Raw genomic sequence first — 13549 nt, forward strand, 5'->3', positions numbered from 1 at the left:
TCACTTCATGCCGAGGATCCAGGATGCCAGCTTCTTGGCATCAGCGTCGCTGACCTGGGGGTTGGCGGGCATGGGGATGGCACCCCACACGCCGGAGCCACCCTTGACGATCTTAGCGGCCAGCTTGTCGGCGGCTGTGGCGTCGCCAGCGTACTTCTTGGCCACGTCCTTGTAGGCGGGGCCGACCAGTTTCTTGTCGGCGGCATGGCAAGCCATGCAGTTCTTGGACTTGGCCAGGGCTTCGTCAGCCATGGCCGGCAGTGCCACCACGGTGGATGCAGCGAGTATCAGCAATGCGCGTTTCATGGAGTATTCCTTGGGAGAGAATTTTGGAGATACAGTGACGGTATGAATTCTATCGGGCCTCGCTGAAATACCGTCTTGGCCATTACGAGTTGTTGCAATCGATACGGTTAAGCGTTACAGGAGTACAACATGTACCTGCTGGTTCTGGGAGTGGCGTTGCTGATCCTCAAGTACCTGGAAGTCGACCCTGTCTCTTCCTGGGAGTGGTGGTGGGTGCTGTCTCCCTTCGCCATGGCCGTCGTCTGGTGGTGGTGGGCTGACTTTTCCGGGTACACCCGCCGCAAGGCCATGGCAAGGGAAGATCAGCGCAAGGAAGAGCGCATCAATACCGGGCGCAAGCGCCTGGGGCTGCCTCCCATCAAGCGCAAATAACCGTTTACCCCCTGTCCCTGGAAGGCCTTGGCCGCCCCGCGCAATCCAAGGCTGCGAGATAATTTCCTCTGCACCGATTGCGGTGCGCGTATCCACGTCACGAAGGTTTCCCTCCCATGCCCGCATACCGTTCCAAGACCTCCACCGCCGGCCGCAACATGGCGGGTGCCCGCGCCCTGTGGCGCGCCACTGGCATGAAGGATGGTGACTTCAGCAAGCCCATCATCGCCATCGCCAACTCGTTCACCCAGTTCGTGCCCGGTCACGTCCACTTGAAGGACCTGGGGCAGCTGGTCGCCCGCGAGATCGAGGCCGCTGGCGGCGTGGCCAAGGAGTTCAACACCATCGCCGTGGACGACGGCATAGCCATGGGTCACGACGGCATGCTGTATTCGCTGCCTAGCCGCGACATCATCGCCGACAGCGTGGAGTACATGGTCAACGCCCACTGCGCCGACGCGCTGGTGTGCATCTCCAACTGCGACAAGATCACCCCCGGCATGCTCATGGCCGCCATGCGCCTGAACATCCCCGTGGTGTTCGTTTCTGGCGGCCCGATGGAGGCCGGCAAGGTGCGCCTGGCCGTGCCCGGCACGCAGACCGTGCAGATCAAGAAGCTCGATCTGGTGGACGCCATGGTCATGGCTGCCGACAGCAAGGTTTCCGACGCCGAGATCGCCGAAGTCGAGCGCTCTGCCTGCCCGACCTGCGGTTCCTGCTCCGGCATGTTCACCGCCAACTCCATGAACTGCCTGACGGAAGCCCTGGGCCTCTCCCTGCCGGGCAACGGCACCGTGCTTGCCACCCACGCCGACCGCGAGCAGCTCTTCAAGCGCGCGGGCCGCCTGGCCGTGGAACTGTGCCAGCGCTACTACGAGCAGGAAGACGAAACCGTCCTGCCCCGTTCTGTCGGCTTCAAGGCTTTCGAGAACGCCATGACGCTGGACATCGCCATGGGCGGCTCCACCAACACCATCCTGCACCTGCTCGCCATCGCCCAGGAGGCCGGTATCGACTTCACCATGAAGGACATCGACCGCCTCTCGCGCGAAGTGCCCCAGCTGTGCAAGGTCGCGCCCAACACCAACAAGTACCACATCGAGGACGTGCACCGTGCCGGTGGCATCATGGCCATCCTGGGTGAGCTGGACCGTGCAGGCAAGCTGCACACCGATGTGCCTACGGTGCACAGCAAGACGCTGAAAGACGCGCTGGACCAGTGGGACATCATGCGCAATCCTTCGGACGAGGTGAAGACGTTCTACATGGCGGGGCCTGCCGGCATCCCCACCCAGGTGGCATTCAGCCAGAACACACGCTGGCCCAGCCTTGACGCCGATCGCGCCGAAGGCTGCATCCGCTCGTACGACCACGCCTTCTCCAAGGAGGGCGGCCTGGCCGTTCTGCATGGCAACATCGCCCTCAACGGCTGCGTGGTCAAGACGGCTGGCGTGGACGATGAGCTGCTGGTGTTCGAAGGCCCGGCCCACGTGGTCGAGTCGCAAGACGAAGCCGTGGCCAACATCCTGGACGACAAGGTCAAGGCTGGTGACGTGGTTGTGGTGCGCTACGAGGGTCCCAAGGGAGGCCCCGGCATGCAGGAAATGCTCTACCCCACGTCCTACATCAAGTCCAAGGGGCTGGGCAAGGCCTGTGCGCTGCTCACCGACGGCCGCTTCTCCGGCGGCACGTCCGGTCTGTCCATCGGCCACGTCTCGCCCGAGGCAGCCGCTGGCGGCGCCATCGGTCTGGTTCGCCACGGTGACCGCATCCGCATCGACATCCCCAACCGCACCATCGACGTGCTGGTGAGCGACGAGGAACTGGCGCGCCGCCGCGCCGAGCAGGACGCCAAGGGCTGGAAGCCCGCGCAGCCGCGCCCGCGCAAGGTCTCCGCCGCGCTCAAGGCCTACGCTTTGCTGGCCATGTCGGCCGACAAGGGGGCCGTGCGCGACCTGTCCCTGCTCGACGACTGACGCCCGCACATGCTGCAGCATCCCCAGATCGACCCGGTCGCCTTGCAGATCGGGCCTCTGGCCGTGCATTGGTACGGCCTGACCTACCTGGCGGCTTTCGGGCTGTTCCTGTGGCTGGGTCGCCTGCGGCTGTCGCACCCGCCCTACAACGCGCTGGGCTGGGAAAAGCGCGATGTCGAGGACATCCTTTTCCTGGGTGTGATGGGTGTCATCCTGGGCGGCCGCCTGGGCTACGTGCTGTTCTACAAGCCGCTGGACTATCTGGCGAATCCCTTGGGCATCTTTGCCGTCTGGGAAGGCGGCATGAGCTTTCACGGCGGGCTCATCGGTGTGCTCCTGGCCATGGTCTGGTTCGCGCGCACGCGGCAGCGCTCCTGGCTGCAGGTGATGGACTTCGTGGCGCCTTGCGTGCCCACCGGCCTGGCTGCCGGGCGCATCGGCAATTTCATCAATGGCGAACTCTGGGGCAGGGTGGCGGACCCGTCGTTGCCCTGGGGCATGGTGTTCCGCGGCGCGGGTGACGCACCCCGCCACCCTTCGCAGCTGTACCAGTTCCTGCTCGAGGGGTTGCTGCTGTTCGTGCTGCTGTGGCTGTTCGCACGCAAGCCTCGCCCCACGGGCGTGGTGTCCGCCGCCTTCCTCGTGGGCTACGGCTCGTTCCGCTTCTTGGCCGAATTCTTCCGTGAGCCCGACGCGCACCTGGGCCTCCTGGGCATGGGTCTGAGCATGGGCCAGTGGCTCAGCCTGCCCATGGTGCTGGCGGGTGTGGCGCTCTGGGTTTGGTCCGCTCGCCGCGCAGCCTGAGGTTGTCTCCTGAGCATTCTGTGGAAGCCGACATGAACCAAAACGTCTTTTCGGCCTTGCGGGCCGCTTTCCCGGAAGACCTGGACACCTGGGCCGTCGAGACCGACCAGGGCCTGCTCTATTCCTGGCGCGACCTGGACCGCGCCAGCGCCATGGTGGCCAACCTGCTGGAGTCGCTTGACTTGCCAGAAGGCGCGCGCGTGGCGGTGCAGGTGGAAAAATCCGTCGAGGCCATGGTGCTTTACCTGGCCACCCTGCGCGCCGGTCTGGTGTTCCTGCCCTTGAACACCGCCTACCAGAAGGCCGAAATCGCATATTTCATCGGTGATGCCGAGCCCGCTGTCGTGGTCTGCACGGGCGCGAACTTCGGCTGGGTCAGCAAGATCGCCTTCAAGGCGGGCACGGCGCACGTGTTCACGCTGAACGACGACCGCACCGGCAGCCTGCTGGAGCGTGCCGCGCACCACGCCGACGTGCACGAGCCCGTGCTGCGCCAGGCCGATGATCTGGCTGCCATTCTGTACACCAGCGGTACCACCGGCCGCAGCAAGGGAGCCATGCTCACGCACGGCAACCTGCTGAGCAACGCACAGATGCTGCGCGATTACTGGGGCTGGCAGCCCGATGACGTGCTGATCCACGCTCTGCCCATCTTCCACGTGCACGGCCTGTTCGTGGCCATACACGGCGCGCTCATCAACGGCAGCCCCATGCTGTGGATGGCGAAGTTCGACCCGAGGATCGCCATCGGCTGGTTCCCGAGGGCCACGGTGTTCATGGGCGTGCCCACACTTTACGTGCGCATGCTGGCCGAGCCCGCGCTCACGCCCGAGGCGGCCCGGCACATGCGGCTGTTCATCTCCGGCTCGGCGCCCCTGCTCATCGAAACCTTCAAGGCATGGCAGGTGCGTACGGGGCACACCATCCTGGAACGCTATGGCATGAGCGAGACCATCATGCTCACCTCCAACCCCTACCGGGCCGATGGGCGTCATGGGGGGCAGTCGGAGCGGCGTGGCGGCACGGTGGGCTTCCCGTTGCCGGGCGTCGGTGTACGCATCGTGGACGACGACAACGCCCCCGTGCCGGTGGGCGAGATCGGCGGCATTCAAGTGCGCGGGCCCAACGTATTCAAGGGCTACTGGCGCATGCCCGAAAAAACACGCGAGGAATTCACGCCAGACGGCTGGTTCAAGACCGGTGATGTGGGGCGGCAGGACGAGCAAGGCTACGTCACCATCGTCGGCCGCAGCAAGGACCTCATCATCAGCGGCGGCTACAACGTCTACCCGGCCGAGGTAGAGGGCTACATCAACGAACTGCCCGGCGTGGCTGAAAGCGCCGTGGTCGGTGTGCCACACCCCGATTTTGGCGAGGTGGGGGTGGCGGTCATCGTGCCGCGGGCGGGGGCCGCCGTGGCGGCGGACGACATACTGTCCACCCTCAAGGGCCAGCTGGCCAATTTCAAGGTGCCCAAGCGCTGCGTGGTGGTCGCCGACCTGCCCCGCAACACCATGGGCAAGGTCCAGAAGAACCTGCTGCGCGCCCAGTACCAGGAGACGTTCCAGGCGCGCGCCTGATGGCGGTCAGCGCAGCACGAGCACCGGAATGTGCGAGTGCGTCAGCACCTGCTGGGTTTCGCTGCCCAGCAGCAGGCGCTTGAGGCCTCGGCGTCCGTGTGACGCCATCACGATCAGGTCGGCCTTGTGGCGCTTGGCCGCGGCGATGATCGCTTCGGCGATCAGGTCGGATTTCACTGTGGCGGTCTTGACCTTCACGGCCTGCTTCTGTCCTTGCGCCTTCACGGCGTTCACCACTTCCAGGGCTTCTTCCTGCCACTGCTTCTCGATGCGTTTGACCTCTTCTGCCGCCAGGGCCACGCCGCCTTCGAAATACGTCTGGGGATACCGGGGCACCACCTTCAAGGCCACCACTTCAGCGCCTGTGATGTCGGCCAGCCCCAGAGCATGTTCCACGGCCATGTTGGAAAGTTTCGAGCCATCGGTGGCCACCAGGATGCGCTTGTACATGCAGAATCTCCTCTTTTGCTTGTGTGCGGTACGGGTTATTGTGGCCAGAAATGGCCCCAGTGCAAATGGGGTTGACGTTGGCAGCCTTGACCTATGTCAACCGTCTCGCAGTTCTCCTCGGTTAGGCTCGCTCAATGTCAGATTCCACGGCGGTTCGTTCAGTCGATGAGGGCGGTGCTGCGCCTTCGGCTTCCCGGCAGGTGCCGTGGCCGGGCGATGCCCATCGCGGGCCGTTGACCGTCGAGGACGATTTCTCGGTTCTCGACGATCCGGTGGAGCAGCAAGAGTTCACGCAGCCTTGTGGCGGTGACGGTCCTGCGCTGTGCGAGTCGGTGCTGATGGTGCAGGGCATGTATTGCGCTGCCTGTGCCGATGCCGTCGAGTCTTCGCTGGAGGGACGGCGAGGTGTTGTGTCTGCGCAGGTTCATGCTGCCACGCGCCGCCTGACCGTGCGCTGGGACCCGGCGCTCACGCGGGTGTCCGATCTGGCCCGCGCGGTGGGCGATACCGGTTACCGCCTCCTGCCCATGCGGCAGGCGCTCAGCGTCAGTGCCAGGCTGGCCGAAACCCGCAAGGCGCTGTGGCGCTTGTTCGTGGCAGGTTTTTGCATGATGCAGGTCATGATGTACGCATGGCCAGACTACGTCACGGAGCCGGGCGAGATTCCTGCGGACATTTCCCAGCTGTTGCGTTGGGCGAGTTGGGTGCTTAGCCTGCCTGTGGTGCTTTTTGCCAGCGGCCCTTTCTTCGAAAGCGCGTGGCGCGACCTGCGAAAAGGCCGCATCGGCATGGACACGCCTGTCTCCATCGGCATCCTGGTCACTTTCCTGGTCAGCAGCGCTGCCACTTTTGATCCGTCCGGTCCCTGGGGCAGCGAGGTCTGGTTCGACTCGCTCACCATGTTCGTGTTCTTCCTGCTGGGCGGGCGCTACCTGGAGTTCAAGGCGCGTGACCGCACGGCTGGCGCGCTGGACGCCCTGATGAACCGTCTGCCCGAGCGCTGTGACCGCCAGGGCACCGATGGCAGTTTCACGCCGGTCTCCCTCAAGCGCCTGCTGGTGGGTGACGTTGTGCGCGTGCATGCGGGCCAGGCCTTCCCGGGGGACGGCACCGTCCTCAGCGACGGCGCGACGGTCGATGAGGCCCTGCTCACGGGCGAGTCTCACCCCGTCACTCGCCACAAGGGTGAGTCCGTTGTGGCAGGCAGCTACAACCTGTCAGGCCCGGCGCTGATCCGCATCGACAAGCTCGGCCGTGACACGCGGTTTGCCCAGATCGTCAACCTCATGGAGCAGGCCTCCATTGAAAAACCGCGTCTGGCCAGGTTGGCCGACCGCATTGCGGCGCCTTTCCTGGTGCTGGTGCTGCTGGCTGCCGCCGTGGCGGCTTTCTACTGGTGGCAGCTGGACCACACCCGCGCCTTGGCGGTGGCCGTGGCGGTGCTCATCGTGACCTGCCCGTGCGCGCTTTCGCTGGCCACGCCCGCGGCCATGCTCGCATCGGCCGGTGTGCTGGCGCAGCGTGGCATATTGGTGCGCCGCCTGCAGGCCTTTGAAGTCCTGGCAGACGTGGACACGGTGGTGTTCGACAAGACCGGTACCCTCACGCGGGACCGTGTGGTCCTGCGTGAAGTCCGTGTTCGAGACGGGTTGGCGCCCCGGGATGCGCTGCTCGCAGCGTGGCCGCTGGCCAGTGTGTCGCTGCACCCGGTCTCACGAGCGATTGCCCGGGCAGCGGAAGAGGCCGGTGACAGGCCCCATGCAGGCCATTTCCAGGAAGTCCAGGATGTGCCAGGGCAGGGGATGGCTTTTGCTTTGCCGGGGGGCGGCTGGATGCGCCTGGGGTCCGCGGCCTTTTGCGGGCTCGACGAGGCGAACCTGCTCGAACTGGGTCGCAGCGAACCGGGCACGCCTTGCGCCTATCTGGCCGATGAGGACGGCTGGCTCGCCACTTTCGTGCTGGACGAAGGCATACGCGAAGATGCCCTGGAGGCCGTGCGCCGTCTCCAGGCAGAGGGCCTGCGCACGCGGCTGCTCTCCGGTGACCGGCGTCAGGCGGCAGAGCGTGTCGCGCGTCAACTCGGGATACCGGACGTCGTGGCGGAGGCGAGCCCCGAGCGCAAGCTGGCCGAGGTGGTCGCGCTCCAGGAGCAGGGCGCCCGCTTGGTCATGGTTGGCGACGGCCTCAACGACGGCCCGGTGCTGGCGCGGGCCGACAGCTCTTTCGCCCTGGGGCATGGCGCGCCGCTCACGCAGGCCCAATCGGATTTCGTCGTCCAGAGCGGGCGGCTGCTGGAGGTTGTCGAGACCCTGCTGCTGGCGCGCAGAACCATGGCCATCGTCCGGCAGAATCTGTGGTGGGCGGCTGCCTACAACGCGGTCTGCGTGCCGCTGGCGCTGGTCGGGCTCATGCCGCCATGGCTGGCGGGCCTTGGCATGGCCGCCAGTTCCCTTCTGGTCATCGGCAACGCCATGCGCCTGACGCGCGCCTGGCCTGCGCCCCCTGTTTTCCCGCAATCATGAAAAGGAGGTCCTCCCAATGGAAGTCCTGTACCTGTTGATTCCGCTGTCCGTGGTGCTGGTGCTCGGCATCATCGGGCTGTTCTGGTGGGCCCTGCAATCGGGGCAGTTCGACAACATCGAACGCGAAGGTGAACGCATTCTTCGGGGCGATTGATCTAAGTCAAGCCGATTTGCCGAATGGCGTCGGATACTGCATCGTGGTGACATTTACGAGGAGTTTGGTATGTCCGTAACAACAGCGGGCTCCCTGGAGGGGGTCTATAACGACAAGGTCGTCAGACAGTTCTCCATCATGGCCGTGGTATGGGGCGTGGTGGGCATGCTGGTTGGCGTCATCATCGCGGCCCAGTTGACCTGGCCCGAGCTCAACCTGGGCATTGAATGGCTGACCTATGGCCGTCTGCGCCCGTTGCACACCAATGCGGTCATCTTCGCCTTTGGTGGTTGTGCGCTCTTCGCCACGAGCTACTACGTGGTGCAGCGCACCTGCCAGACGCGCCTGTTCCTCGGGCCCCTGGCTGCCTTCACCTTCTGGGGCTGGCAGCTGGTCATCGTCGCCGCCGCCATCTCCCTGCCGCTGGGCTACACCCAGGGCAAGGAGTACGCCGAACTCATCTGGCCGATCGACGTGCTGATCGCCGCCGTCTGGGTGGCCTATGCCATCGTCTTCTTCGGCACCGTCGGCACCCGCAAAGTCCGCCACATCTACGTGGCCAACTGGTTCTTCGGCGCCTTCATCCTCGCCGTGGCCCTGTTGCACATCGTCAACAGCGCGGCTCTGCCCACCGGTCTGCTCCACTCCTACTCCGCCTACGCTGGCGTGCAGGACGCCATGGTGCAGTGGTGGTACGGCCACAACGCCGTGGGCTTCTTCCTCACGGCAGGCTTCCTGGGCATGATGTACTACTTCATCCCCAAGCAGGCTGAGCGCCCTGTCTACTCCTACCGCCTGTCCATCGTCCACTTCTGGGCGCTGATCTTCACCTACATGTGGGCGGGTCCCCACCACCTGCACTACACCGCGCTGCCTGACTGGACCCAGTCCGTCGGCATGGTGTTCTCGCTCATCCTGCTGGCACCGTCCTGGGGCGGCATGATCAACGGCATCATGACCCTGTCGGGTGCATGGCACAAGCTGCGTGACGACCCCATCCTGCGCTTCCTGATCGTGTCCCTGTCGTTCTACGGCATGTCCACGTTCGAAGGCCCGATGATGTCCATCAAGACCGTCAACGCGCTGTCTCACTACACCGACTGGACCGTCGGCCACGTGCACTCCGGTGCCCTGGGCTGGGTGGGTCTGGTTTCCATGGGTTCGCTGTACTACCTGGTGCCGCGCCTGTTCGGCCAGAAGCAGATGTATTCCAAGTCGGCCATCGAGCTGCACTTCTGGGTGGCCACCATCGGCATCGTGCTGTACATCGCCGCCATGTGGATCGCCGGTGTCATGCAGGGCCTGATGTGGCGTGCCGTGAACCCCGATGGTTCGCTGACCTACACCTTCGTCGAATCCGTGAAGGCCACCTTCCCGTTCTACGTGATCCGTCTGCTGGGTGGTCTGCTGTACCTGGGCGGCATGTGCGTCATGGCCTGGAACGTCTGGATGACCGCTCGCCAAGGCCTCAAGGCAGGCGCAGTGCCCCAGGTCAAGATTCCCGCTGCCACCGCTCACGCCTGAGGAGGACAACAAAATGGCACAACACAACGAAGCGCCCAAGGGTTTTACCCACGAGCGGATCGAGACCAACAACTTCCTGATGATCGTTCTGATCGTCCTGGTGATCGCCGTTGGCGGTCTGGTCGAAATCGTTCCTCTCTTCTTCCAGAAGTCCACCACGCAGCCGGTCGAGGGCCTCAAGCCTTACACGGCGCTGCAAGTGGCAGGTCGTGACGTCTACGTGAAAGAGGGTTGCTACGGCTGCCACTCCCAGATGATCCGTCCCTTCCACGCCGAGACCATGCGCTATGGCCACTACTCCCTGGCCGGTGAGTTCGTCTACGACCGCCCGTTCCAGTGGGGTTCCAAGCGTACCGGTCCGGATCTGGCTCGCGTGGGTGGCCGCTACTCTGACGAATGGCACCGCATCCACCTGGTCAACCCGCGTGACCTGGTGCCCGAGTCCAACATGCCCGCCTACCCCTGGCTGGAGCGCAAGGAAGTCGATGCTGCAGCGCTGCCTTCCCGCATGAAGGCGCTGCGCACGCTGGGCGCACCTTACACCGACCAGGAGATCGCCGCTTCTGTCGAAGAGGTCAAGGGCAAGACCGAAATGCAGGCGCTGATCGCCTACCTGCAGAGTCTGGGCACGGCCGTCAAGTAACCGGAGGGCTCTGAGATGGACATCAACGACCTGCGAAGCATCGTCACCGTGATCAGCCTGGTGACTTTTCTGGGCATCGTCTGGTGGGCGTGGTCGAAGCGCAACCAGTCCCGCTTTGAAGAGGCAGCACAACTGCCCTTCAAGGATGAATAAAGAGCCAACAAGAAAAGAGAATCATCATGAGCGACTTTACAAGCGATTTCTGGCACCTTTATGTGGCGGGACTGACCTTCGTCAGCATCATTGCCTGCCTGATCCTGCTGTGGATCAGCGGCACCACCAAGGTCAAGGCGCATGACGACAACACCACCGGTCACGTCTGGGACGAAGACCTGCGTGAGATGAACAACCCGCTGCCCAAGTGGTGGGTCTATCTCTTCATCATCACCGTCATCTTCGGTCTGGCGTATGGTGCGCTGTACCCCATGTTCGGCAACATCCAGGGCCAACTGGGCTGGTCGTCCACCGGCCAGCATGCCGCCGAGGTGAAGAAGAGCGAGGACGCCATTGCACCGATCTACGCCAAGTTCAATGACATGGAGCCCCAGAAGCTTGCGGCCGACGCCGCTGCGATGGCCATTGGCGAGCGCCTGTTCATGAACAACTGCGCGCAGTGCCATGGTTCCGATGCACGAGGCAGCAAGAGCTTCCCCAACCTCGCCGACGGCGACTGGCTGTGGGGCGGCGACCCCGAGGCCATCAAGACCACGATCACCCATGGACGTCAGGGCATGATGCCTCCCATGGCCGCCGCCGTGGGCACGCCGGACGACGTCACGAACGTTGCGCACTACGTGCTCAGCCTGTCCGGCAGCCCGCACGACAGCGTCAAGGCCACGCTTGGCAAGTCCAAGTTCGGTGCCTGTGCCGCCTGTCACGGCATGGATGGCAAGGGCAACACGGTCATGGGTGCGCCCAACCTGACCGATGACGTCTGGCTGCATGGCTGGGGTGTGGACGCTGTGGTGAAGATGATCAACGAAGGCAAGACCAACGTCATGCCGGCCCAGAACGCCAAGTTGACCGAACAGCAGATCCATGTCCTGACTGCCTATGTCTGGGGCCTGTCCAACAAGCCGCAGAACTGAGTACGTTTACTGAAGATCCGCTGTGAGTTCCCATTCGCAAGAGCCCAGAACCGTGCCTGCCGCCGAGGCAGGCACCGATGAAATCGAAGTCTCGCTGTACGCGTCGCGACAGAAAATCTATCCCCGTTCTGTCTCGGGCTTGTTCAGCAAGTGGCGGTGGGTGCTTGTCTGGTTCACGCAGCTGATCTTCTACGGACTGCCCTGGCTGGAGTGGAACGCCCGCCAGGGCGTTCTCTTTGACCTTGAGGCGCGCCGTTTCTATATCTTCGGCCTGGTTCTCTATCCGCAGGACTTCATCTACCTGACCGGGCTTCTGGTCATTTCCGCCCTGGCGCTGTTCCTGTTTACCGCCGTGGCCGGCCGGCTCTGGTGCGGTTACGCCTGTCCCCAGACCGTCTATACGGAAATCTACCTCTGGATCGAAAAGAAGGTGGAGGGCGACCGGTCTGCCCGCATGCGGCTTGATCAGTCTTCGCTCTCCCTTGAAAAATTTGGCAAGAAGTGGTTGAAGCACTTCCTGTGGGTCGCGTTTGGCCTGTGGACGGGCCTCACTTTCGTCGGTTACTTCACACCTATCCGCGAACTGGGCGCTGCGGTGATGTCCTGGGACCTTGGCCCCTGGCAGACGTTCTGGATCTTCTTCTACGGCTTTGCCACGTACGGCAACGCGGGCTTCATGCGCGAGCAGGTCTGCAAGTACATGTGCCCTTACGCACGCTTCCAGAGCGCCATGTTCGACAAGGACACCATGATCGTCACCTACGACGAGAAACGTGGTGAGCCTCGTGGCGCGCGCTCCAAGAAGGCTGACCCAGCCTCGCTGGGCTTGGGTGCGTGTGTCGACTGCACACTTTGCGTGCAGGTGTGCCCCACGGGCATCGACATCCGCAAGGGCCTGCAGTACGAGTGCATCGGCTGCGGCGCCTGCATCGACGTCTGCGACGACGTCATGGACAAGATGTCCTATCCCCGCGGTCTGATCAAGTACTCGACCCAGAACGGCATGACGAACAACTGGTCCCGTGCCCAGATGATCAGGCGTGGCCTGCGGCCCCGCGTGCTGGTGTATTCGGGCATCCTGCTTGCCATCTGCGTCGCCCTGGGTGTCAGCCTGTTCCTGCGCACCCCGCTCAAGGTGGACGTGATCCGTGACCGGGGAGCTCTGGCGCGCATGGTCGAGCAGGGCCGCATCGAAAACGTTTTCCGCCTGCAGGTGATGAACGCCACCGAGGCAAAGCAGCATTACGACATCTCGGTCTCGGGTTTGCCCGGGATAACCATCGCGTCCGAACCTTCTGTTGAAGTGTTGCCCACCGAAGTCCGTTCTGTTGCAGTGCGTGTACAGGTGCCGCCTAACAGCTCGGAGCCCGGTTCACACCCTATCCAGTTCGAGATCAAGGCCGCTGGTGACAGCGCCATCCAGGTCAAGGAAAAATCGGTTTTCCTGATCCCTCGCTAACCGCACATACGCCTGAAAGCCCCGTGTCATGAGTACCGCAGCCCCCGCCCCCACGGCATCTCCCGCGCCAGCCCGTTCGGGCCGCCCCTGGTACAAGGAGCCTTACGTCTGGATGGTGCTGGGTGGGCCCTTGCTGGTCGTTGTGGCGGGCATTTACACGGTCGTGCTCGCCGTGCGGCATCCCGATCCGGTGCTGCAGCGCAAGCCGCAAGTTCAGGTTGACGAAGCCGCCCTGCAGCGGCTCTCGCCAGAGGAACGTACCGCGGCCGAGCTCAGCGTGATGCCCGCGGGCAAGGCTCGAAACCACGTGGTTTCGCCTACACTACCCAAAGACGAATAATGCCTGCCGACGTTGGACAGGCACACAAGAGGAGACCGATGATGCTTGCTCAACGATTGATGTGGATCGCGTGGCCTGCCTTCCTGGTGGCAGGGGTGATCGAGATGGTGGTCTTTGCACTGGTCGATCCCAGTGAGCTGCATTGGGGCGGACAGCCGCTCGAGCTATCACGCCAGGCAACCTATACCGTTGCCTTCTTTTTCTTCTGGGCCATGACCTTTGCGTCCAGCGCCCTCACCACCTTGCTGTCGCAGTCGCCCTTCGAGGTCAACCGCTGCCCGGTTGAACCAGACGAACGGCCCAAGGATTGCGCCAGGAACTGCTGCTGAGC

The 13549-nt window shown here is 63.7% G+C and carries 15 protein-coding genes; 13 read left to right on the plus strand and 2 right to left on the minus strand.

Going from position 1 to position 13549, the window contains the following annotated elements; translation table 11 throughout:
- The gene (locus ACYVHH_RS17510) at positions 1-306 is read right to left on the minus strand and encodes a c-type cytochrome (protein WP_460566593.1); all 306 of its coding nucleotides are present in this window, start codon (positions 304-306) and stop codon (positions 1-3) included.
- 129 nt (positions 307-435) lie between these two features.
- Between ACYVHH_RS17510 and ACYVHH_RS17515 the strand changes: the two genes are divergently transcribed.
- From ACYVHH_RS17515 to ACYVHH_RS17530, 4 genes are all read left to right on the plus strand, one after another.
- Positions 436-678: a TIGR04438 family Trp-rich protein gene (locus ACYVHH_RS17515; protein ID WP_460566595.1), complete on the plus strand. Its 243-nt coding sequence runs from the start codon at positions 436-438 to the stop codon at positions 676-678.
- A gap of 116 nt (positions 679-794) precedes the next feature.
- A complete protein-coding gene (ilvD, locus tag ACYVHH_RS17520) occupies positions 795-2654 on the plus strand; it encodes a dihydroxy-acid dehydratase (protein WP_460566596.1) in 1860 nt (619 codons plus the stop codon).
- A gap of 9 nt (positions 2655-2663) precedes the next feature.
- Positions 2664-3458: a prolipoprotein diacylglyceryl transferase gene (gene lgt, locus ACYVHH_RS17525; RefSeq protein ID WP_460566598.1), complete on the plus strand. Its 795-nt coding sequence runs from the start codon at positions 2664-2666 to the stop codon at positions 3456-3458.
- Positions 3459-3490: 32 nt separating this feature from the next.
- Positions 3491-5038, plus strand: coding sequence for a malonate--CoA ligase (locus ACYVHH_RS17530; protein WP_460566600.1), 1548 nt, complete (start codon positions 3491-3493; stop codon positions 5036-5038).
- A gap of 6 nt (positions 5039-5044) precedes the next feature.
- Here the strand turns inward: ACYVHH_RS17530 and ACYVHH_RS17535 are convergent, their stop codons facing one another.
- Positions 5045-5488: a universal stress protein gene (locus ACYVHH_RS17535; protein ID WP_460566602.1), complete on the minus strand. Its 444-nt coding sequence runs from the start codon at positions 5486-5488 to the stop codon at positions 5045-5047.
- Between the two features lie 134 nt (positions 5489-5622).
- Here ACYVHH_RS17535 and ACYVHH_RS17540 point away from each other — a divergent pair, with 134 nt between their 5' ends.
- From ACYVHH_RS17540 to ACYVHH_RS17580, 9 genes are all read left to right on the plus strand, one after another.
- A complete protein-coding gene (locus ACYVHH_RS17540) occupies positions 5623-8010 on the plus strand; it encodes a heavy metal translocating P-type ATPase (protein ID WP_460566604.1) in 2388 nt (795 codons plus the stop codon).
- Between the two features lie 16 nt (positions 8011-8026).
- A complete protein-coding gene (gene ccoS, locus ACYVHH_RS17545) occupies positions 8027-8164 on the plus strand; it encodes a cbb3-type cytochrome oxidase assembly protein CcoS (protein WP_460566606.1) in 138 nt (45 codons plus the stop codon).
- A gap of 69 nt (positions 8165-8233) precedes the next feature.
- Positions 8234-9688 carry a cytochrome-c oxidase, cbb3-type subunit I gene (ccoN, locus tag ACYVHH_RS17550; protein ID WP_460566608.1) on the plus strand — a complete coding sequence of 485 codons (1455 nt, stop codon included), beginning with the start codon at positions 8234-8236 and terminating at the stop codon, positions 9686-9688.
- Positions 9689-9701: 13 nt separating this feature from the next.
- Positions 9702-10331, plus strand: a complete 630-nt coding sequence (ccoO, locus tag ACYVHH_RS17555) for a cytochrome-c oxidase, cbb3-type subunit II (protein ID WP_460566610.1) — start codon at positions 9702-9704, stop codon at positions 10329-10331.
- Between the two features lie 15 nt (positions 10332-10346).
- A complete protein-coding gene (locus ACYVHH_RS17560) occupies positions 10347-10484 on the plus strand; it encodes a cbb3-type cytochrome oxidase subunit 3 (RefSeq protein WP_460566612.1) in 138 nt (45 codons plus the stop codon).
- Between the two features lie 26 nt (positions 10485-10510).
- The gene (ccoP, locus tag ACYVHH_RS17565) at positions 10511-11419 is read left to right on the plus strand and encodes a cytochrome-c oxidase, cbb3-type subunit III (RefSeq protein WP_460566614.1); all 909 of its coding nucleotides are present in this window, start codon (positions 10511-10513) and stop codon (positions 11417-11419) included.
- Positions 11420-11471: 52 nt separating this feature from the next.
- Positions 11472-12878 carry a cytochrome c oxidase accessory protein CcoG gene (gene ccoG / locus ACYVHH_RS17570; RefSeq protein WP_460566616.1) on the plus strand — a complete coding sequence of 469 codons (1407 nt, stop codon included), beginning with the start codon at positions 11472-11474 and terminating at the stop codon, positions 12876-12878.
- A gap of 28 nt (positions 12879-12906) precedes the next feature.
- On the plus strand, positions 12907-13218 hold the full coding sequence (locus ACYVHH_RS17575) for a nitrogen fixation protein FixH (RefSeq protein WP_460566618.1): 312 nt from the start codon (positions 12907-12909) through the stop codon (positions 13216-13218).
- Positions 13219-13259: 41 nt separating this feature from the next.
- Complete coding sequence (locus ACYVHH_RS17580; RefSeq protein ID WP_460566620.1) at positions 13260-13547, plus strand: hypothetical protein; 288 nt, start codon at positions 13260-13262, stop codon at positions 13545-13547.
- Positions 13548-13549 lie beyond the last annotated feature (2 nt).

Source organism: Hydrogenophaga aquatica, from assembly GCF_054780915.1.